At 63.8% G+C, this 20,344-nt stretch carries 17 protein-coding genes; 10 read left to right on the forward strand and 7 right to left on the reverse strand.

Annotated features, from left to right (window positions below; all coding sequences use genetic code 11):
• The first annotated feature begins 6 nt into the window (after positions 1 to 6).
• On the forward strand, positions 7 to 777 hold the full coding sequence (gene thiG / locus GJW30_RS14230) for a thiazole synthase (protein ID WP_096356418.1): 771 nt from the start codon (positions 7 to 9) through the stop codon (positions 775 to 777).
• Positions 774 to 1,403 (forward strand): thiamine phosphate synthase, encoded by a 630-nt coding sequence (locus GJW30_RS14235; protein WP_096356420.1) that lies wholly within the window; start codon positions 774 to 776, stop codon positions 1,401 to 1,403. The genes thiG and GJW30_RS14235 overlap by 4 nt, the downstream gene beginning before the upstream one ends.
• Here GJW30_RS14235 and GJW30_RS14240 read toward each other — a convergent pair.
• Together GJW30_RS14240 and queF are read right to left on the reverse strand one after the other, a co-directional pair.
• Positions 1,378 to 2,724 carry an esterase-like activity of phytase family protein gene (locus GJW30_RS14240; RefSeq protein ID WP_096356422.1) on the reverse strand — a complete coding sequence of 449 codons (1,347 nt, stop codon included), beginning with the start codon at positions 2,722 to 2,724 and terminating at the stop codon, positions 1,378 to 1,380. The genes GJW30_RS14235 and GJW30_RS14240 overlap by 26 nt on opposite strands.
• A 96-nt stretch (positions 2,725 to 2,820) precedes the next feature.
• Positions 2,821 to 3,273, reverse strand: coding sequence for a preQ(1) synthase (gene queF / locus GJW30_RS14245; protein WP_096356424.1), 453 nt, complete (start codon positions 3,271 to 3,273; stop codon positions 2,821 to 2,823).
• 119 nt (positions 3,274 to 3,392) lie between these two features.
• Here queF and eno point away from each other — a divergent pair, with 119 nt between their 5' ends.
• The 4 genes from eno (at position 3,393) to GJW30_RS23225 (ending at position 7,956) form a co-directional block, all read left to right on the forward strand.
• The gene (gene eno / locus GJW30_RS14250; protein WP_096356426.1) at positions 3,393 to 4,676 is read left to right on the forward strand and encodes a phosphopyruvate hydratase; all 1,284 of its coding nucleotides are present in this window, start codon (positions 3,393 to 3,395) and stop codon (positions 4,674 to 4,676) included.
• 68 nt (positions 4,677 to 4,744) lie between these two features.
• Complete coding sequence (locus GJW30_RS14255; RefSeq protein WP_096356429.1) at positions 4,745 to 5,395, forward strand: protein-L-isoaspartate O-methyltransferase family protein; 651 nt, start codon at positions 4,745 to 4,747, stop codon at positions 5,393 to 5,395.
• Positions 5,396 to 5,688: 293 nt separating this feature from the next.
• Positions 5,689 to 7,101: a TolC family outer membrane protein gene (locus GJW30_RS14260; protein WP_096356431.1), complete on the forward strand. Its 1,413-nt coding sequence runs from the start codon at positions 5,689 to 5,691 to the stop codon at positions 7,099 to 7,101.
• A gap of 525 nt (positions 7,102 to 7,626) precedes the next feature.
• The gene (locus GJW30_RS23225; protein WP_430727100.1) at positions 7,627 to 7,956 is read left to right on the forward strand and encodes a PopZ family protein; all 330 of its coding nucleotides are present in this window, start codon (positions 7,627 to 7,629) and stop codon (positions 7,954 to 7,956) included.
• Positions 7,957 to 8,342: 386 nt separating this feature from the next.
• On the opposite strand, the gene GJW30_RS14270 is transcribed toward GJW30_RS23225, so the two are convergent.
• Positions 8,343 to 9,317 (reverse strand): Bug family tripartite tricarboxylate transporter substrate binding protein, encoded by a 975-nt coding sequence (locus GJW30_RS14270; RefSeq protein ID WP_197703733.1) that lies wholly within the window; start codon positions 9,315 to 9,317, stop codon positions 8,343 to 8,345.
• A gap of 179 nt (positions 9,318 to 9,496) precedes the next feature.
• Positions 9,497 to 10,510 (reverse strand): NAD-dependent epimerase/dehydratase family protein, encoded by a 1,014-nt coding sequence (locus tag GJW30_RS14275; protein ID WP_096358841.1) that lies wholly within the window; start codon positions 10,508 to 10,510, stop codon positions 9,497 to 9,499.
• 139 nt (positions 10,511 to 10,649) lie between these two features.
• Between GJW30_RS14275 and GJW30_RS14280 the strand changes: the two genes are divergently transcribed.
• Positions 10,650 to 13,415, forward strand: a complete 2,766-nt coding sequence (locus GJW30_RS14280) for a valine--tRNA ligase (protein WP_096356435.1) — start codon at positions 10,650 to 10,652, stop codon at positions 13,413 to 13,415.
• Positions 13,416 to 13,584: 169 nt separating this feature from the next.
• Positions 13,585 to 14,445, forward strand: coding sequence for a metallophosphoesterase (locus tag GJW30_RS14285; protein ID WP_096356437.1), 861 nt, complete (start codon positions 13,585 to 13,587; stop codon positions 14,443 to 14,445).
• A gap of 211 nt (positions 14,446 to 14,656) precedes the next feature.
• Here GJW30_RS14285 and GJW30_RS14290 read toward each other — a convergent pair whose 3' ends face one another.
• Genes GJW30_RS14290 through GJW30_RS14300 form a run of 3 tightly spaced genes read right to left on the reverse strand, consistent with a single transcriptional unit; the run spans position 14,657 to position 17,396 of the window.
• The gene (locus GJW30_RS14290) at positions 14,657 to 14,962 is read right to left on the reverse strand and encodes an EthD family reductase (protein ID WP_096356439.1); all 306 of its coding nucleotides are present in this window, start codon (positions 14,960 to 14,962) and stop codon (positions 14,657 to 14,659) included.
• 59 nt (positions 14,963 to 15,021) lie between these two features.
• Positions 15,022 to 15,600 (reverse strand): DNA-3-methyladenine glycosylase, encoded by a 579-nt coding sequence (locus tag GJW30_RS14295; protein WP_096356441.1) that lies wholly within the window; start codon positions 15,598 to 15,600, stop codon positions 15,022 to 15,024.
• Positions 15,600 to 17,396, reverse strand: coding sequence for a trypsin-like peptidase domain-containing protein (locus GJW30_RS14300; protein WP_096356443.1), 1,797 nt, complete (start codon positions 17,394 to 17,396; stop codon positions 15,600 to 15,602). Before GJW30_RS14300 ends, GJW30_RS14295 begins: the two co-directional genes overlap by 1 nt.
• Positions 17,397 to 17,687: 291 nt before the next feature.
• Between GJW30_RS14300 and ilvD the strand changes: the two genes are divergently transcribed.
• Positions 17,688 to 19,412 carry a dihydroxy-acid dehydratase gene (ilvD, locus tag GJW30_RS14305; protein WP_096356445.1) on the forward strand — a complete coding sequence of 575 codons (1,725 nt, stop codon included), beginning with the start codon at positions 17,688 to 17,690 and terminating at the stop codon, positions 19,410 to 19,412.
• Positions 19,399 to 20,202 carry a tetratricopeptide repeat protein gene (locus GJW30_RS14310; protein WP_096356447.1) on the forward strand — a complete coding sequence of 268 codons (804 nt, stop codon included), beginning with the start codon at positions 19,399 to 19,401 and terminating at the stop codon, positions 20,200 to 20,202. Before ilvD ends, GJW30_RS14310 begins: the two co-directional genes overlap by 14 nt.
• Positions 20,203 to 20,344 lie beyond the last annotated feature (142 nt).

A 20,344-nucleotide genomic window follows, 5' to 3' on the forward strand; every position in this document is an offset into this window, starting at 1 on the left:
CGAAGAATGTCCGACAAACTCGTCATCGCTGGACGCGAGTTCACTTCAAGGCTGTTTCTCGGCACCGCCGGCTATCCGAACCGGCAGGTGATGCTCGACGCGCTCGCCGCCAGCGGCTCCGAAATGGTGACTGCCTCGATCCGCCGCATCAGCCTCGCGGGAGACGATGAGAGCCTGTTCGATCTTGTCGGCAAACGCGCGCATTTCTTGCCGAACACCGCCGGCTGCCAGACCGCGAAGGACGCGATCCTCACGGCCGAACTCGCGCGTGAAGCGCTCGAAACGAATTGGGTGAAGATCGAGGTCATTGGCGACCGCGAGCTTCTCTATCCGGACGTCGAGGAGACCATCGTCGCCACCGAGGAACTGGTGAAGCGCGGCTTCGTCGTGCTGCCGTATTGCAACGACGACCCGATCACCTGCCGCAAGCTCGCGGATGTCGGCGCCGCCGCCGTGATGCCGCTCGGCTCGCTGATCGGCTCCGGCCTCGGCGTCGCCAACCCGCACCACATCGAACTTATCTGCGCGCGCTCGCCCGTGCCGGTGGTCTGCGATGCCGGTATCGGCACGGCGTCGGACGCCGCACTCGCGATGGAACTCGGATGCTCGGCCGTGCTGCTCAACACCGCGGTGTCGAAAGCGCGCGATCCCGTGAAAATGGCCGCCGCGATGAAGGCCGGCGTCGAGGCCGGGCGCTTGGCGTATGTGGCAGGCCGCATCCCGAAGCGGCGCAACGCCGAGCCGTCGAGCCCACAATTCGGCCTGGTCGGCACGTGAGGCTTCCCTCACCACCGCTCCTTATCGTCACCGATCGCAGTCAGGCCCGCGCACCGCTGGCCGATGTTCTGCGTGCCGCGTTTGCAGCGGGTGCACGCTGGGCCAGCGTGAGAGAGAAGGACCTTTGGGATGCCGAGCAAGTAGCGCTCGCGCAATCGCTGCTGCCCGTCGGCCGCGAATTCGGCGCGACACTGACGCTGCACGGCTCCCCGGTGTTGGCGAAGCAAGCCGGCCTCGACGGCGTCCACCTTTCAGCCGGCGGCGACATCGCGGCCGCTCGCCGGATTATGGGCAAGGACGCGCTGATCGGCATTTCGATCCACACACTCGCCGAAGCGCTGGCGACCGAAGGCGCCGATTACGCCATCGCAGGTCCTGCGTTCCCGACACAAAGCAAACCCGGCTACGGCCCGTTCTTGGAAACGCAGGGCATCGCCGCGATGGCGAAGGCCACCAAAACGCCGATCGTGCCGATAGGCGGCATCGAAACAGAAAACGCGCCGGACGTCTTGGACGCCGGCGCGCTTGGTTTCGCCGTGATGGGCGGCGTCATGCGCGCCGCCGATCCGGGTCTAGAGGTGAAACGGCTCCTGGCCGCTCTCACTTCGCCTTCAGGAACTCGCTGACTTCGAGCAAGACGAACTCGTTGTCATCAGCCTTATTCGGCTCGCGGCTCGATGAGAACGGCAGGTTGTTGTCGTTGCCGACGATGATATGGCGCTCGTCGATGACATCGACATTCTCGATCGTGAAGAACGGGAAGGTCAGCACGCCGCCGTTGAGCGGCTTGCGGGCGCGCTCCTGCGGGTCCTTGATCTGCATGAGATCGATGTAACCGATCTTGCGCACCGGGCCGTTGGCATTCGCGTCCGTCATCTCGACTTTGTAGACGCGCTTGAACTTCGCGAGATTGTGGAAGCAATCCGGGCGTTGCTGGCCCTGCGGGCAAGCCTTGTCGGCGGTGCCTTCGCCATCGTCGCGTTCGATGATCAGCGCGGTCGTCGCGTCGATCATGTTGAAATCGCCGATCGCATTGCCGTCGGCTTCGAGCACGTACTTCCAGTGCCGGCCGGTCCACTTCTCGGCTTTGACGTCAAACTCTAGGATGCGGAGATAGGCCTTGCCGTCCTGCTTTTCCCAGTCCTTTTTGTCGGCGTCCCACATCGGGCCTTCGAGCAGCGGGTAGAGGAAGCGGCCGTCCGGCGACGCCGCCATACCCTCGTAGCCTTTCGAACGGCGAACGTTGAACGCCACCGGAGCGCTCGGCACCGCCGGCGTCGTTACGGCGAAATGATCGGGCGAGCGCGCCGGCTTGCCGTCGACTTGCGTTTCGAACACGGCTTCGACCTTTCCGGTCGCGTCGATGCGAATGAGGTACGGACCGAATTCTTCGCCGATCCAAAATTTGTCGCCGATCGGCTGGAAGCTTTCCGGGTCGAAGTCCGAACCCGTCAGGTAGCGCTTGTCGGTGCCTTCGTTGGCAATGCGAAACGGAATTTTCTTGTCCGGATCGGACAGGAAGATCGTCGCGAGTTTCTCTAGCGTGCCGGTCTTCCAGTCGATTCGATAGCGGTTGAGATACAGCATCGAGTCGGGCGAGTTCGCCTTCGCGCCCATGCCGTTGTCGGTCAGAACCCAGAAGGTGCCGTCCGCCATCTTCTTGATACCGGAGTGGCCCTGCGCGGGCTGACCCGGCATCGGCACTTTCACGCCGGTCGGACGGCCATACGACAGCCCTTCGACGGAGCCGACAGCGTCGACACGCTTGCCGGTCGTGAACTTGCCGGGATTCTTGAGATCGGCCGGAGCATCGGCGGGCGCCTGAATATATGTCTCGGCCGGCAGCACCGCGTGGCCCGCGAGCGTTGCGTTGAATTGCTGTGCGTTAGCGGCACCGGCCAAAAGCGCCGTCAGCGAGACGGCGGTGAGTAGACGCGCGATCGACATGGAAGCTCCCCTTTGAGTTCCCGCGATCTACATCCCCGGTTGTGTAGCCTAGATGACAGTGGTTGTGGATAAATCGCCGCAGGGAGAGCCGCAGCGTCAGCCGCGCCCGCGATACGGCGCGACGCCTTGATCGGGCACCCACACCCCGGCCGGAAGCCGGCCGGCTTGCCAGAACACATCGATCGGGATGCCGCCGCGCGGATACCAATAGCCGCCGATGCGGAGCCAGCGTGGCTTGAGCAGCTTCTGCAGCTCTTTGCCGATGCCCACGGTGCAATCCTCATGGAAGCCGCCGTGGTTGCGGAAGCTCGCGAGATAAAGCTTCAGCGACTTCGACTCGACCAGCCATTTGCCCGGCACGTAATCGATCACAAGGTGCGCGAAATCCGGCTGTCCGGTGATCGGGCAGAGCGTCGTGAATTCCGGCGCCGTGAAGCGCGCAACGTAGTTCGTGTCCGGGTGCGGGTTCGGCACGCGGTCGAGTTGCGCCTGATCCGGCGAGGCGGGCAGGGCCGTCGGCTTGCCGAGCTGTAGTGGTCTCTTGCTCAAGTTGTTCTCCTAACGCGCAGATTTAGCGCATTTTAAAGCTTCGCGTCAGCCCTTTCCGCGGCGCGCGCGATCTTGTAGAAGCCGGGCAACATCATCCCGCCCAATATCCGGAGACCGCCATGACCGCCATCGTCGACATCGTCGGCCGTCAAATTCTCGACAGCCGCGGCAATCCCACCGTCGAAGTCGATGTCTGGCTGGAGGATGGCTCGCACGGCCGCGCGGCGGTGCCGTCCGGCGCCTCGACGGGCGCGCACGAAGCGGTCGAACTCCGCGACGGCAACAAGAAGAAATACGGCGGCAAGGGCGTGCAGAAGGCCGTCGATGCGGTCAACGGCGAGATCTTCGACGCGATCGGCGGCTTCGATGCCGAGCAGCAGGTGCAGATCGACGAGACGATGATCGCGCTCGACGGCACCAAGAACAAATCGCGCCTCGGCGCCAATGCGATCCTCGGCGTCTCGCTCGCGGTCGCCAAGGCTGCGGCCGACGCGAATGCCACGCCGCTCTATCGCTACGTCGGCGGCGTCTCAGCCCGCGTTCTCCCGGTGCCGATGATGAACATCGTCAACGGCGGCGCACACGCCGATAACCCGATCGACTTCCAGGAATTCATGATCATGCCGGTCGGCGCGAAGACCTTCGCGGACGCGCTGCGCATGGGCGCTGAAGTCTTCCACACGCTGAAGGCCGAGCTGAAGGCCAAGGGTCACAACACCAACGTCGGCGACGAGGGCGGCTTCGCGCCGAACCTGAAATCGGCCGACGATGCGCTCGGCTTCGTCATGAAGTCGATCGAGAAGGCCGGCTACAAGCCCGGCAAGGACATGGTGCTGGCGCTCGATTGCGCCGCGACCGAGTTCTTCAAGAAGGGCGTCTACGATTACGAAGGCGAGGGCAAGAAGCGTAAGCCCGAGCAGCAGGCGAAGTACCTTGCCGAGCTCGTCGGCCGCTATCCCATTGTCTCGATCGAAGACGGCATGTCGGAAGACGATTTCGAAGGCTGGAAGGCCGTCACCGATTTGATCGGCGACAAGTGCCAGCTCGTCGGCGACGACCTCTTCGTCACCAACGTCGAGCGTCTGTCGGACGGCATCAAGCGCGGCCTCGGCAACTCGATCCTGGTCAAGGTCAACCAGATCGGTTCGCTGACCGAGACGCTCGCCGCCGTCGATATGGCGCACCGCGCCGGTTACACCGCCGTTATGTCGCATCGTTCCGGCGAGACCGAGGACGCAACGATCGCCGACCTCGCGGTCGCCACCAACTGCGGACAGATCAAAACCGGCTCGCTCGCGCGTTCTGACCGGACCGCGAAATACAACCAGCTGTTGCGCATTGAAGAGCAGCTCGGCGAGCAGGCGCAATATGCGGGCCGCGCGGCGCTCAAAGCGCTTCGCTAAGCGCGCATCAATCTTGCGTTTTCGCGTGCACTGCCGCAAAACGATGGTCTAGGAATTCGGAACTCGCCATGACCACCTTGGACGCCGCTCGCCGCATGATGGTCGACGGGCAAATCCGCCCGAACGACGTGACGGACCGCCGTATCCTCGGCGCGTTCGAGCGCGTGCCGCGCGAGCGTTTCGTTCCGGCCGACCAGGCTGCGATCGCCTATCTCGATCGCAGCGTTCGCGTCGGGCAGGGCCGGTTCCTGCTGCAAGCCATGACGCTCGCAAAGATGCTCCAGGCCGTTGACATCGCTGAGGGTCAGAAGGTCCTCGATGTCGGCTGCGCGACCGGTTACTCGACCGCGATTCTCGCCGCGATGGGCGCAGACGTCTTCGGCCTCGAGGAAGACGAAGCGAGCGCCGCGGTTGCGACCCGGACGCTCCTCGATCTCGGCTCGGCCGCGACGGTGCGCCGCGGTCCGCTCGCCGAAGGCGCGCAGGCCGACGGTCCGTTCGACGTGATCGTCCTCAACGGTTCGGTCGAATTCGAGCCGAAGTCGTTGCTCGCGCAGCTGAAAGAGGGCGGTCGCCTGGTTTGCGTCGAACGCCGCGGCGGCTTATCGCGGGCGATGCTCTACGTGATGGCCGACGGCGATGCCGGTGCGCGTCCGCTGTTTGACGCGTCGGCGCCCGTGCTTCCGGGATTCGCTGCCGTTCCGCAGTTCGCGCTTTAGCGAAATCGATTCGAACCGACTGCTTTTGAGAGGCGCGGCATCATCCGCCGTGCCTCATTTTTGCTGCTGTGACGCGTCCGTTTGCCGCAAAACGAATCAATTTCGTTCGCCTGACCCGATCAATTCGCCGCGAGTGTTGCCGAAGGGAACCAGTGCCGAACGAACTGTGGCCAACGGGCACCCTAGGGGTTCTCTTGGTTGTCCCGCCCTGTATTCTGCAACGCAGTAATGGGGATGGCAGGATACGGGGCGCAGGCAGGGCGTGTTTCCGTTCCTTTGCATCGGAGTAGACGATGCCAAAGTTGAGTTGGAATGCACGCCGTGCTGCGGTCACGGCGCTGTGTTCTACAGTACTGATAGCGGCGCCTGTTTCGGCGAACGCTGAAACGTTGCCTTCTGCCTTGGCAGCGGCCTATCGCAACAACCCGCAATTGAATGCCCAGCGCTCGCAGGTCCGCATCACGGACGAGGCGGTGCCGCAGGCGCTGTCCGGCTATCGGCCGCAGGTCAGTGCGACGGCCGATATCGGTATCAGCCGATCGGAAGGCCGTGCCTACACGGGCGGCGGCGGTGACGGGCCGACCGCGCCATTCGGCGGCACGACGACACCGCGCGGTGTCGGTGTGACTTTGAACCAGAACGTTTTCAACGGTTTCCGGACTGGAAACCGCGTTCGCGCCGCCGAAGGACAAGTGTCGGCGGCCCGCGAAGGTCTGCGCGTGATGGAGCAGCAAATCCTGCTCGACGGCGCGACCGCCTACATGAACGTGTTGCGTGACACTGCGATTCTCGACCTGCAGCGCCGCAACGTCGAAGTGCTCGAAGAGCAACTGCGTCAGACGCGCGATCGATTCAACGTCGGCGAAGTCACGCGTACGGACGTTGCGCAGGCCGAGTCGCGCCTCGCCGCTGCGCGCTCGCAAGCCCTCGGCGCCGAGTCAAACTTGGCGACGTCGCGCGCTTCTTATCGCCGAGTCATCGGCGTTGAGCCGGCTAAGCTCGCGCCCGGTATGCCGGTTGATCGTCTCTCGCCGCGCACTCTCGCGGGTGCTGTCGCGCGCGGCACGTCTGAAAACCCGCTCGTCACGTCGGCGATGTACGGCATCGACGTCGCTTTGCTGCAGGTGAAGATCAACGAGGGCGCGCTCTATCCGACGCTAGGTGTGCAGGTCTCGGCGCAGCAGCGCTACGACGTTCAGCTGCAGTCGGAGCGGGCCTTCTCGGCAAGCGCCGTCGCTCAGTTGACCATCCCGATCTACCAGGGCGGCACTGAGTATTCGCTGATCCGTCAGTCGAAGGAGCAGGTCGGCCAACAGCGTCTGACGCTTGAACAGCAGCGCGATCAAGTCCGCGCGACTGTCGTCCAAGCGTGGGGCGCGCATGAAGCCGCGAAAGCGCAGATCCAAGCCGCGCAAGCGCAAGTGACGGCGGCGGAAGTCGCGCTCAACGGCGTACGCGAGGAAGCGCGCGTCGGCCAGCGTACGACGCTCGACGTGCTCAACGCGCAGCAAGAACTCGTCAACGCGCGTGTGTCTCTCGTCACCGCGCAGCGCGATCGCGTCGTGCAGTCCTACACGCTGCTGTCGTCGACCGGCAAACTCTCGCCGGAAGGTCTCGGTCTCAAGATCGAACTCTACGACTCACGTGTTCACTACCACCAAGTGCGTGACGCTTGGATCGGTGTGCGGACACCCGACGGCCGTTAACGACATTTCGCATTGCTGTGGGCGGCCGCTGTCTTTTGACGGCGGCCGCTTAACTGTGTGGCTTTGACATGCGACAATGGCTTCATAAGGTGGCGGACGGAAAGGTGCACGGCTGATTCGCATCCCGCGTGGATTGCGCTGCAGACGTTCCCTTTGAGTGAGGTGCGGCAAATGAGTCAGGCATTGAAGGCGCAAGAACCTTCGATGGAGGAAATACTCGCCTCCATTCGACGGATCATCGCGGACGACGAGGCGAAGCCCGCGGCGCCGGCAGTCGCGAAGAGCGAAACGCCGTTGCGACCGGTGGCACCGCTCGCGCAAGAAGCGACTCCATCGCGGGCCGCTCCGACGACACACGACTTGATGGAAGCGTTGGATCCGCCGCGCGCAGCGCCGGCGCCGATGTTCCGCGACGAGTTTCGCGCTGCGCCCGAGTTGCGTTCCGCTCCGGAAGTGCAGGCCGAGCCGGAAAAGCCGGCGATCGATCCGCTCGACGCTCTCGAAGCCGAGATCGCCGCGACCGCGATGGCGCGTCCGGTCGATGAGCCGGTCGTAATCGAACCGGAAGAAGAGCCCGAATACCACGCGCCCGCCGCCGTTCAGGCGCGCGAGGAGCCGCGTTGGACCGAGCCGGTGACCGAGACTGCACTGGTCTCGCCGCAGACCAGCGATGCCGTGAACAGCGCGTTCAACGCGCTGGCGCACAGCGTTATGGCGCAGAACTCCGAACGGCTCGATGAGATGTCGCGCCAGATGCTGCGCCCGATGCTGAAGGCTTGGCTCGACGACAATCTGCCGAGCATCGTCGAGCGCCTCGTGCGCGCCGAGATCGAGCGCGTGGCTCGCGGCCGCTGAAAGACTAGCCCAGAACTTCGCTCATTCCCGTGAAAGCGGGAATCCAGCCCGTAGCCCGGATGAGTGAGGTCGCGCGCATCGGCGCGCGTGCCGAACGACATCCGGGTTGTCTTGCTCGGAGCTCGAAGGCCCCGGATGTCGCTCGGCGCTCCGCGCTTTCGCTCATCCAGGCTACGCGAGTTTCTAAGAAATCGACGCAGAACTCCGCTCATTCCCGCGAAAGCGGGAATTCAGCCCGTAGCCGGATGAGTGAGGCCGCGCGCTTCGGCGCGCGTGCCGAACGACATCCGGGATTGCGTTTGAACGTCGGACGAGCAGGTCCCGGATGTCGCTCCGCGCTCCGCGCTTTCGCTCATCCGCGCTACATCAGCGCTTGAGCTAACCTGCTACTGCCCGCCCCAGGGGCGGCGCTCCCAAAGCTTCCGATACTCGGCTTCCTGTTTGGTTAGCCGCGCGTTCCATTCGTCGCCGCGCAGGTAGTAGATCTCCAAAAACTGCTGGCGCAGCTTCTCGGAAAATTGCGGGTCCATCGCGACCTTGTGGATCGCCTCTTCGAGCTTCTTCGCGACCGCCGGCGGCAAGCCCTTTGGTGCGAGCAGCCCGCGCTCGGAGCCCATCTCGACATTGAAACCGGCCTCGACCAGCGTCGGCGTATTCGGCACGAACGGAGACCGCTTCGGGCCCGCCTGCGCGATGATGCGCAGCCCGGTGGAATGCGGCATCGCTTCGCCGACGTTGAGTCCCGCGACATCGATCTGCTTGCCGAGCAACGCGATGCCGAGCGGACCGCCGCCGCGGAACGGAATGTGATTGAGCTTCACGCCGGCGACTTCCTCGAACATGACGAGCGCCATGTGATCGTCTGTTCCGGCGCCGGTCGAGCCGTAGCTGATCGAACCCGGCTTCTCCTTCGCGACTTTTACGAGTCCGGCGAGGTCTTTGATCGGGCTATTCGCTTCGACGCTAAAGGCCGACGGATCGTTGACGATATTCGCCAGCAGCTGGAAGTCGGAGAGCTTGAACTGCGTCTTGCGTTCGATCGGCAGCGACAACAGCCCCGGAATATTCGACGTGCCGATGACGTGACCATCGGGCTGCGCATTCGCCACGTAGGCGAGGGCGATCTCGCCCGACGCGCCCGGCTTGTTGTTGACGACGACCGAGCCGCCGAGCTCCTTCTCGAGGAACAGCGCGATCACGCGCGCCATCACGTCGGTGCCGCCACCGGCCGCGAAACCGACGACGAGTTCGATCGGACGGTTCGGAAACGTCTGCGCGCGAAGCACCGACGGCATCGCGACGAGCGAAGCGGCGCCCGCGGATACTGCGAACAGGTTGCGACGATTGATTTTGTGGGTCACGGATTCCTCCAAGTTTTTTGTTGTTACGCGGTTGTCATCCCGGCCGAGCTAGTTGCGCGAAGCGCAACCGCGAGAGCCGGGATCCACGTATCCCTGCATACGCTTGGGGTACGTGGGTCCCGGATCGGCTCACTTCGTTCGCCGTCCGGGATGACAGCTGAGTGGCAGTCTATTCTCCATCACGCGCCGGTTTCGTCGCGCCACTCGATCAAGCGGCGAATGCCTTCGCGCATGTCGACTTCAGGCTTCCAACCGATCGCTTTGCCGGCGGCCGTGTGGTCGATCTTGAACGCACCGCCTGAGGTCAGGCGAACCTTGCCGGCCGGCGGCTCGACATGCTCGGGCTTAAGGTCGCTTCCCGTCGCCTCGCACACCATCTGCACGAGTTCGAGCGTCGTCGTCGGGGCAGGGCCAGAGACGTTGACTTGCACGTCCGTCGCCTTCGCTTCGAAGGCCGCAGCGTTGGCGCGCGCGACATCGCCGACATAAACGAAGTGCTTGGACTCCGAGCCGTCGCCGATCACCCGCGGCCGCTCGCCCGCCTTGATGCGATCGTGAGTCTCGATGATGTAGAGCGCATTGGCGGCGCGATAGTGTTGCCGCTCGCCGTAGACGGTCGAATAGCGCAGCACGACATAGTCGAGCCCGTAGCGCCGATACGCATCGCGGCAGAGCTGTTCGCCGACGATCTTCGACGCGCCATAGAGAATGGCGGCGGGCGGGGCGCCGACGGAGTTGAACGGCGTCGACTCGACGAGATCACCCGCAACTCCTGGTCCGTAGCCGTAGACCGCGTTGGAGGAGGCGAAGACGAGCTTCTTCACGCCGTTCGTGCGTGCCGCCTCGATCACGTTCTGAGCGCCGCGAATGTTGACGTCGAGGCCGGCCCATGGGTCGCGGTCCATCGAGATCGTCATCATCGCAGCGAGGTGCAGCACGCCGTCGACGCCTTCGAAGGCCTTCAAGAGTTCGTGCAGCCGCATGACGTCGCCTTGGACGACGCGGACGCGCGGATTACCTTCCAGATGCTTGATCGCGTCTTTCGAGCCGAACGAGAAATTGTCCAGCAGCACGACTTCTTTGGCGCCGCGGCGCAGAAACTCGTCCGCTGTGGTCGAACCGACCAAACTCGCGCCACCAACGATGAGAAATCGATGATCTTTGATCGGAAGGGCTGGATTTTTACCTGACATCAAGTATCTGGCCTATCTCGTCACCTGGATTTGCCCGCATATCGCCTTTCCGAGCGATGATAAAGCAGTCTATATCGCGGGTTCTGCGGGACGTTACTTCCCTCCGTAATGATCGCCGCAAGCCGTATCGAGACCGAGTATGATCGAGAAAAACTACAAGCCCGCCGACGTCGAAGGCCGCATCTACGAGAATTGGGAAAGCTCCGGCGCATTCAAATGCAGCCAGCCGGACCGCAAGGACGCGGACCCGTTCTGCATCGTCATTCCGCCGCCGAACGTTACCGGCTCGCTGCATATGGGCCACGCGCTCAACAACACGCTGCAGGACATTCTCGTGCGCTTCGAGCGCATGCGCGGCAAGGACGTACTTTGGCAAGTCGGCACCGACCATGCAGGCATCGCGACGCAAATGGTCGTCGAGCGCCAGTTGATGGAGCGCCAGCAGCCGAGCCGCCGCGACATGGGTCGCGAAGCGTTCGTCAAGCGCGTGTGGGAGTGGAAGGAAGAGTCCGGCGGCACCATCATCAATCAGCTCAAGCGCCTCGGCGCTTCGTGCGATTGGTCGCGCGAACGCTTCACGATGGACGAAGGTCTGTCGAAGGCCGTGCTGAAAGTCTTCGTCGAACTCTATCGCGCCGGGCTCATCTACAAGGACAAGCGCCTCGTCAATTGGGACACGCAGTTTCTCTCGGCGATCTCCGATCTCGAAGTCATTCAGACCGAGACGAAGGGCAACCTCTGGCACTTCAAGTATCCGCTCGAGGACGATCCCGAGACTTTCATCACGGTCGCGACGACGCGCCCCGAGACGATGCTCGGTGACACCGCGGTCGCGGTGCATCCGGAGGACGAGCGCTACCGCGATCTCGTCGGCAAGCATGTGATCCTGCCGCTGGTCGGTCGCCGCATTCCGATCGTCGCCGATGAATATTCCGATCCCGAGAAGGGGACCGGCGCCGTGAAGATCACGCCGGCGCACGACTTCAACGACTTCGAAGTCGGCCGCCGTCATCATCTGCCGCTGATCAACATTCTCGACGCGAACGGCGCGATGGCGCTGCGCGACAACGCCGAGTTCAAGGACGGCGTTGAAGCCTCGCGCGAACTCGCCGAGACGCTGCAGCTGCACGGCGTCGACCGCTTCAAAGCGCGCAAGGCGATCGTCGAGCGCATGGAAGCGCTTGGCTTGCTCGAGAAGATCGAGCCGCACGTCAACATGGTGCCGCACGGCGATCGGTCGAACACCGTGATCGAGCCGTTCCTCACCGACCAGTGGTACGTCAACGCCAAGGAGATGTCGTACGTCCCGATCGCGGCGGTGCAGACCGGTCGCACCGAATTCGTGCCGAAGCAGTGGGAGAACACGTTCTATCACTGGATGGAAAACATCCAGCCGTGGTGCATCTCGCGTCAGCTCTGGTGGGGCCATCAGATCCCGGCGTGGTACGGTCCGGACGACAAGGTTTTCGTCGCCGAGAGCGAGGACGAAGCCGTCGCCGAGGCGCTCGCTTACTACGTCGTCAACAGCGTGCTGACGAAGGAAGAAGCCGACGCTATCGCGGAGGACGAGGACAAGCGCGCGAATTTCCTCACCCGCGATCCCGACGTTCTCGACACCTGGTTTTCCTCGGCGCTGTGGCCGTTCTCGACCCTCGGCTGGCCGGACGAGACGCGCGAACTCAAGCGCTTCTATCCGACCAACGTGCTCGTCACCGGCTTCGACATCATCTTCTTCTGGGTCGCCCGAATGATGATGATGGGCCACCAGTTCATGGACGAAGTGCCGTTCAAGACGGTCTACATCCACGCGCTCGTCCGTGACGAGAAGGGCGCCAAGATGTCGAAGTCCAAGGGCAACGTGATGGACCCCTTGGAGCTCATCGACGAATACGGCGCGGACGCGCTGCGCTTCACGCTGGCCGCGATGGCGGCGCAGGGGCGCGACATCAAGCTCGCGGTCTCGCGCGTCGAAGGCTATCGCAACTTCGCGACCAAGCTGTGGAACTCTGCGCGTTTCGCCGAGATGAACGGCGCCGCGACGGTCGCGAACTTCGATCCGAAGTCCGCGAAGGTGACGCTCAACAAGTGGATCGCGCACGAGACCGCCAAGGCTTTCGCGGAGGTTGCCGAAGCCATCGAGGCGCTGCGCTTCAACGATGCGGCGAATGCGGCCTATCGCTTCGTCTGGAACATCTATTGCGACTGGTACATCGAGCTGACGAAGCCGATCCTCACCGGTCCGGATGGCGCCGCGAAGGACGAAACGCGCGCGATGACTGCTTGGGTGCGCGACGAAATCTGCAAGCTGTTGCACCCGTTCATGCCGTTCATCACGGAAGAACTCTGGGCCGTGACGGCGACGCAGCCGCGCGCCGGCGCGCTGATCACCACGGCTTGGCCGAAATACGAAGGCCTCGCCGATGAAGCCGCCGAAGCCGAGATCGGCTGGGTGATCGATCTCATCACCGAGATCCGCTCCGTTCGCGCCGAGATGAACGTCGCGCCTGCGACGCTCGCTCCGCTGGCCCTCGTCAGCGTCAGCGAAGCGACGCAGGAACGCGTCGGCCGCTGGGGCGATCTCATCAAGCGCCTCGCGCGTCTGTCGGGGATCGACTTCGTCGACGCCGCGCCGCAAAGCGCCGTGCAGATCGTTATCCGCGGCGAAGTCGCCGCGCTGCCGCTCGCCGGAATTATCGACATCGCCGCCGAACGCTTGCGCCTCGAAAAGGAGCTCGCGAAAATCGCCGGCGAGGTCGAGCGCGTCGAGAAGAAACTCGGCAATGCGGACTTCGTGAAGCGCGCGCCCGAGGAAGTCATCGAGGGCGAACGCGAGAAATTGGCGGACGCCGAGGCGAAGCGCGCCAAGTTCCGCGAGGCGCTGGAGCGCTTGAAGAGCGCCGCGTGAGGGCTGAGGCAGACGAGCCAGAACTCCGCTCACCCCCGCGAAAGCGGGGGTCCAGCCGGCGCGCGTTAGCGCGCTGCAAGAGTCCTCGTTACGCCCTTACGGGCACTGACTGGATACCCGCTTTCGCGGGTATGAGCGGAGTCTGCGGTTCCTACCGGGTTAGCTCGCAATGAGCGGTTTTAGCGATTGGGACGACCGCCTCACACTGTGGCTCGTCAAGCCGCCATACCGCGACGAGACAGGCGACAAAGGTTGGGTCGCGCCGTTCGCGCACGCGCAGCCGCACGCCATTCGCGAACTCGACTTCAGCATACCGGGTTGGCCGCGTTTTACGCGCCCGCTGCGCATCGCGTTCCTATCGGATTTCCATACCGGATCGCACACGAACGACATCGCGCGGCTCGATCGCATCGTTGCGGAAGCGGCTGCGTACGAGCCTGATCTCGTGCTCTACGGCGGCGATTTCGTCAACATGATCGCGTTCGGAGGAGGGCGCATTCCGCCGCACGTGATCGCGCGCGCGCTTGGCAAGCTCACCGCGCCGCTCGGCACCTTCGGCATCATCGGAAATCACGATCGCAGCTACGGACCGGATGAGGTCACCCAAGCGCTAACCGACGCCAATGTGCGCATGCTTTACGACGAAATCGTCACGGTCGACTACGAGGGACACTCACTCGCGATTGTCGGAATTCCGGATGCGCGCGTCGACCGCGCGGCGCCCGCGAAACTTCTCGGCACGCTCAAGGGGGATCAGCCCTCGATCGTTCTCACGCACGATCCGGTTTGGTTTCGCGATGTGCCACAAGGCCCGCATCTGACGCTCGCCGGACATACGCATGGCGGCCAGATCGTATTCCCGCTGATCGGCCCCATCCGCAACGCGAGCAAAGCCCCGTGGTCGTGGACCTACGGCCTCGTCGAAGAACCCGGCAAGCGCATGTATGTGACGAGCGGGCTCGGCTGTAGCGGCATCCCGTTGCGCATCGGCCGCCCGCCCGAATTCGTCATCGCGGAAGCGACTGGATAGCTCGAAGCCATCGTCCGGGCACCGATCCCTCTCCCGCTTGCGGGAGAGGGTGGTTTGCGGCGCGCATAAACGCGCTACGCAAACCGGGTGAGGGGAGTTTTCAACCGCCGCGCAGTTGCCGCTTGCCCTCACCCTGACCCTCTCCCGCAAGCGGGAGAGGGGACGCTAGAGCCGCGACACCTGCGACGATTCGATCGACGGGAGCGTAATTCTACAGCTTCACTTCGCTGATTTGCACGACGGGTGTAGCGTCTGTGTAATTCGGGATGTCGCCCATGATCTCGGCGGCATGCGCGCCCATCGCTTTCTGAAACGCTTCGACGGAATCGAACGAGAGCGTGCATATCGCGGCGTAAGTTGCCGGAGCGCCGGGCGCGCCGCCCGCAACGCCTTTGCTGACTTCGGCTTTCTTCAACGCCGCACCGAGACGGTCGGAAACGAGAGGCATGTGTTTGGCGAGGTAATAATCCCAATCAAATTTGTCGCTCGGCGGATAGAGCACGCTCACCTTGATCATCACGACCTCTCGGTTTTCTTGTTTGACGAACGATAACAGGGCTTCTGCGCGATACCTAATCAAGCTGCGCCACGAAACGGTTTGCTCAAAAACCGCGAGCCGGCGAGCCCGTAACGCCATGGCAGATCGGCCGCTTTCGTGATCCCGATGCGTACGCCCGTAACGATATCGACGTCGCGGTTGCGCGGCAGAAGACGATAGGGCGCGCGATCAAGCCGCAGCCCATTGTGCGCGTTCGTGATGCCGAGAGCTGCGCACACCTTGCCGGGACCCGAACACAAGGCGCGCACGTCGTCGGTGCCGCGCCGGTCGATCATCGCGTCGATCCCCTCGCTCGGCGCGATCGCACGCAGCAGCACGGCCGACGCGCTGCCTTCCGCCTCGCAGACGAAATTCACGCACCAGTGGATGCCGTAGGAGCGATAGACATAGGCGTAGCCGGGCGGCCCGAACATCACGGCGTTGCGCGGCGTGAGGCCGTTGAAGGAATGCGCGGCCGGGTCCGTGTGGTGATACGCCTCGACCTCGACGATCACGCCGCCGGCGCCGCCGAATAAAAAGGTCGCGCCGATCAGATCGGGCGCGACCTCGTGAACGCTGCGGGCGAAGAAGTCTCGCCCGAGAACCTTCTGCGGCATCAGGAGCGCGGCTCGTCCCACGTATATTCGAGCAGCGTGTAGTTCACGTCGTTGTCCGGGCTGACGATGTAGACCTCGACCTTCATGTCCTTGTCCGGCTTTGCGGAGAGGAACGGGAACCAGATGCGCCGGTCGTCCTGTTTGGCGATCTTGCCGTCGACGACAAGATACATTTGGATCAGCTGCCGCTCCTGCGCGTAACCGATCAATGTCGTCAGCTGATTGGCCTTGAGATTCACCGTGTGAATCTTCTGCCGGCGCGTCGTGTCCTTGCCGTCCTTATCCTTCGCGGTGAACTTCTCCGTCGCCGTCAGCGTGTGCTTCGCCGACGCGACTTGCACCGAGGTCGCCTTGTCGCTCGGCTTCTCGCGCGCGAGGATTTCCGGGATCAGGTAGTCGAAGCCGCGCTTGAAGGCCTGCGTCTGTTTCGCCCAATAGGCGCGGTCGACTTCCAGGGCTTGCTCGGCACGGCCAGCGACGAGATCGGCCAGCATGTCGGCGCGCTGGCCGAAGCGCACCATCGCGGCGTTCGGCACGCGGCCGACATTCGGCACGTCGACGTAGCTGCCGGCGTTATGCAACGCGATGATCTTGCCGTTCGGCGTGATCATCGGGCTGCCGCTGTTGCCGCCCGTGCCCGGCAGATTGTGCTGGATCAGCTTGCGCTGCGAGACGTCCGACGGAAGGCTGAAAAGGTCCGTGTTCGCGCTGACCATGCCGAGCGACAGCGTCGGCGTAGCGGCGACCGACTGGACCGTCTGGTTGCTGATCCGCTCGAGCGGATAGCCCGACATCGCGACCGGCGTGCCCGGGCCGATCGTCGAGAGATCCTTCTCGTTCGCGATTTCGAGCACCGGTGAGAGGTTCGAGCCCTCCGCGACGCGCAGGATGGCGACGTCGTAGCCCGGCGCGCTGCCTGACAGGATCGGCGACAAGCAGTCTTTGCAGTTTGCCGTCGAGACGACGAACAGCGGATCGCTTTCGAGATACTTCTCGAACTCGGCGTAGCCGGGATGGATCTTGAAGTCGACGACCTCGTAGGCCTTGCCCTGCGGGCCGGGCGCTTTAACGTACAGCTTCTGCCCATCCTTCAGGTCGCGCGAGAGCGCCGCAACGTGCGCGTTGGTCGCCAGCATGTTCGGCCCGATCGGCGAGGCGCTGCCGGCCGGCTGCTCCTGACCGCCCGGCTGGCGGACATAGACGAGATACGATGCTGCGAGCAGGCGGTCGCGCACCGGCTGAGAGATGGTGTCTGACGCAGCCTTCTGCTGATCCTCGGAAAGCTTCGCCATAGCCTGATCGAGGCGGGCGCCTTGCCCGGTCGAGAGATAATAAACAGCGCCGGTGCCGGCGAGCGCGATGAGCAGCGCCAGCGCCGACGTCACGAGAGCGACCCGTTTCGCGCCTTGAACGGCCGCGCGCGGGTTCGTCACCTTTTGCTGCACTTGCGTTTCCGCCATGCGCTTGGCCGCGCCGGTCTCGTCGATGCGCTCGACCGAGAAACTCGGGCCGCCGCGTTTGCCGAGTTCGACGACGTCGCCTTTGTGCAGTGCCTGGCCGTTTTCAGCCGGCTGTCCGTTCACGGCGACGAAGGGGTCGCCGAAGAGATCGAAGGTCCACAGCCCGGAGAGCTTACGTTCGAGGGCAAAGTGCCGGCGCGAGACGAGCGTCTCATCCGCCGGGAAAATCACGTCGCAGACGTCGCCGTCGCGGCCGAAAACGAGGGTGTCCTTGTTATCGTCGATGCTCTGCTCGACGCCCTTCAGGACGCCGGAGCGGTGCCGAATGATCAGCATGGAGGCATTCTCTTGTTGTGGACCCGGTACTCATACACTGCCGCGTCGCGAGAGACCCCGCAAGCATTTGCACGCAACCATTCTGTGTCGGCTCCGCAACACGTGTCACCCATAAGTGATCCAGGGCAGGGCGTATGCGGCCCGCGCCGCTTTTCCGCCACAACATTCCACAAGATCGAACCTGTCTAAAAAGCCTTTGCGGGCCTTCCGTTTTCGCGCGCTTCGCGGCCTCGGGACTTCGACAGGACTTGAAGACGCGAGCGGTACGAAAAGCCGCGCCAGTGGGGCGTTATGGACGCGAAGACGGACCTTAAAAACAGGCTGCCGAGCCGTCATGTGACGGAAGGTCCGGCACGTGCGCCGCATCGCTCGTATTATTACGCGATGGGCCTGACCAGCGCCCAGATCCACCAGCCTTTCGTCGGTGTGGCGACCTGTTGGAACGAAGCCGCGCCCTGCAACATCTCGCTGATGCGCCAAGCCCAGGCGGTGAAGAAGGGCGTCGCGGCCGCCGGTGGCACACCGCGCGAGTTCTGCACCATCACGGTGACGGACGGCATCGCCATGGGGCACGCGGGCATGCGCGCCTCGCTGCCGTCGCGCGAATGCATCGCGGATAGCGTCGAATTGACGATGCGCGGCCACGCCTACGACGCGCTCGTCGGCATGGCGGGCTGCGATAAATCGTTGCCCGGCATGATGATGGCGATGTGCCGCCTCAACATCCCGTCCATCTTCATCTACGGCGGCTCGATCCTTCCGGGCACCTTCCGCGGCCAGCAGGTCACCGTTCAGGACGTGTTCGAGGCGGTCGGCAAGCATTCGGTTGGCGACATGTCGGACGCCGATCTCGACGAGTTGGAGCAGGTGGCGTGCCCGTCTGCCGGCGCCTGCGGCGCTCAGTTCACCGCCAACACGATGGCGACCGTTTCCGAGGCGATCGGCCTCGCGTTGCCATACTCGGCCGGCGCTCCGGCGCCTTACGAATTCCGCGACAGGTTCTGCGCCACCGCCGGCGAGATGGTCGTCGAGCTCATCAAGTCGAATATTCGCCCACGCGATATCGTGACCCGTAAAGCTTTAGAGAATGCAGCCACCGTTGTGGCAGCATCTGGCGGCTCGACCAATGCTGGCCTGCATCTTCCGGCCATTGCGCACGAATGCGGTATCGAATTTACCCTGTTTGATGTCGCCGAAGTCTTCAAACGGACACCTTATGTCGCAGATTTGAAACCCGGTGGCCGTTATGTCGCCAAGGACTTATTCGAAGCTGGCGGCGTGCCACTTTTGATGAAGACGCTGCTCGATCATGGCTATCTCCACGGCGACTGCATGACGGTCACCGGCCGGACGATTGCGCAGAATCTCGAGTCCGTGAAGTGGAATGCGCAGCAGGACGTGGTGCGCTCGGCGGATAAGCCGATCACGCCGACCGGCGGCGTCGTCGGCCTGAAAGGCAATCTCGCTCCCGAAGGCGCCATCGTGAAGGTCGCCGGGATGTCGAACTTGAAGTTCACCGGCCCGGCCCGCTGCTTCGACGGCGAGGAAGCTTGCTTCGAAGCCGTCACCAAAAAAACCTATCGCGAAGGCGAAGTTCTGGTCATCCGCTATGAGGGCCCCAAGGGCGGCCCCGGCATGCGCGAAATGCTCTCGACCACGGCCGCGCTGACCGGGCAGGGCATGGGCGGCAAAGTCGCGCTCATCACGGACGGTCGCTTCTCCGGCGCGACGCGCGGCTTCTGCATTGGCCATGTCGGTCCGGAAGCTGCGGTCGGCGGCCCGATCGGCCTTCTGCGCGACGGCGACATGATCACGATCGATGCCGACAACGGCACGATCGACGTCGCGCTGTCGGACGCCGAACTTGAAGAGCGCCGCAAGGCTTGGAAGCCGCGCGCCAACGACACCACGTCCGGTTACATCTGGAAATACGCTCAGCAGGTCGGACCCGCCGTCTATGGCGCGGTGACGCATCCGGGCGGAGCCGCCGAGAAGCAGTGCTATGCGGATATTTAGTCCCATAGCGCTCGCCGCCGTTATCGGCGCGGCGCTCGTCGCGCCCGCGATGGCGCTCGATCCTGCGCGCCCGCAGTCGCCTGCGCTCGCAATGCCGAGCCCGACGGAAGCCTTTCGCAAGGGTGCCCAAGCACTTCGTGCCGGCGACATGCGCACCGGCGTCACCGCGCTCGAATACGCGGCGGAGCAGGGCCAGATCGGCGCTCAGTGGAAGCTGGGCCGCATGTATCAGGACGGCGACCAGATCCCGAAGGACGACATTCGCGCGTTCAATTACTTCAGCCGCATCGCCAATAGCCATGCGGAAGACAGCCCGGACTCGCCGCAGTCGCGCTTCGTCGCCAACGCGTTCGTGGCGCTCGGCAACTACTATCTCGAAGGCATCCCGAATTCGCCCGTGAAGGCGGATTCGTCGCGCGCGCGCGAGATGTTCTGGTACGCGGCGTCCTACTTCCGCGACCGCGACGCGCAGTACAATCTTGGCCGCATCTATCTTGAAGGCAACGGCGCCCAGCGCGATCCGCGTCAGGCCATCCGTTGGCTCAACGCCGCCGCCGAGAAAGGCCAGAACCAGGCGCAAGCCACGCTCGGCCATTTGCTGTTCAAGGGCGAGCAGGTGCCGCGCCAGGCCGCCCGCGGCCTGATGTGGCTGATCCTCGCGAAAGACGGTGCCAACGCCGACCGCTGGGTCACCGACCTGTACGAGGCCGCCGTGCGTCAGGCGAGCGACGACGAGCGCCAGCTCGCCCGCGTCTACCTCGAGCGTTACATGAAAGACCGTCGCGAGTAGCGGGTGGCGTTGCGGCCGCCGGTCACCAGATCTCAAACGGACAATCCGTCATCCTGAGGAGCGCAGGCCGGCGAAGCCGGCACGAGCGTCTCGAAGGACGACCGCCCGCTTACATCGCGGCTGCACCTCGGCCATCGTGGTT

Source organism: Variibacter gotjawalensis (genome assembly GCF_002355335.1).
In the GTDB taxonomy this organism is placed as follows: Bacteria; Pseudomonadota; Alphaproteobacteria; order Rhizobiales; family Xanthobacteraceae; genus Variibacter; species Variibacter gotjawalensis.

Coding starts and splice junctions, on each gene's coding strand:
- GJW30_RS14285 (WP_096356437.1), top strand. CDS start 13,585: ATGAGCGGTTTTAGCGATTGGGACGACCGCCTCACACTGTGGCTCGTC.
- GJW30_RS14275 (WP_096358841.1), bottom strand. CDS start 10,510: ATGTCAGGTAAAAATCCAGCCCTTCCGATCAAAGATCATCGATTTCTC.
- GJW30_RS14260 (WP_096356431.1), top strand. CDS start 5,689: ATGCCAAAGTTGAGTTGGAATGCACGCCGTGCTGCGGTCACGGCGCTG.
- GJW30_RS14255 (WP_096356429.1), top strand. CDS start 4,745: ATGACCACCTTGGACGCCGCTCGCCGCATGATGGTCGACGGGCAAATC.
- eno (WP_096356426.1), top strand. CDS start 3,393: ATGACCGCCATCGTCGACATCGTCGGCCGTCAAATTCTCGACAGCCGC.
- GJW30_RS14295 (WP_096356441.1), bottom strand. CDS start 15,600: ATGCCGCAGAAGGTTCTCGGGCGAGACTTCTTCGCCCGCAGCGTTCAC.
- GJW30_RS14300 (WP_096356443.1), bottom strand. CDS start 17,396: ATGCTGATCATTCGGCACCGCTCCGGCGTCCTGAAGGGCGTCGAGCAG.
- thiG (WP_096356418.1), top strand. CDS start 7: ATGTCCGACAAACTCGTCATCGCTGGACGCGAGTTCACTTCAAGGCTG.
- GJW30_RS14290 (WP_096356439.1), bottom strand. CDS start 14,962: ATGATCAAGGTGAGCGTGCTCTATCCGCCGAGCGACAAATTTGATTGG.
- GJW30_RS23225 (WP_430727100.1), top strand. CDS start 7,627: ATGGCGCGTCCGGTCGATGAGCCGGTCGTAATCGAACCGGAAGAAGAG.
- GJW30_RS14240 (WP_096356422.1), bottom strand. CDS start 2,724: ATGTCGATCGCGCGTCTACTCACCGCCGTCTCGCTGACGGCGCTTTTG.
- ilvD (WP_096356445.1), top strand. CDS start 17,688: ATGGACGCGAAGACGGACCTTAAAAACAGGCTGCCGAGCCGTCATGTG.
- GJW30_RS14310 (WP_096356447.1), top strand. CDS start 19,399: ATGCGGATATTTAGTCCCATAGCGCTCGCCGCCGTTATCGGCGCGGCG.
- GJW30_RS14280 (WP_096356435.1), top strand. CDS start 10,650: ATGATCGAGAAAAACTACAAGCCCGCCGACGTCGAAGGCCGCATCTAC.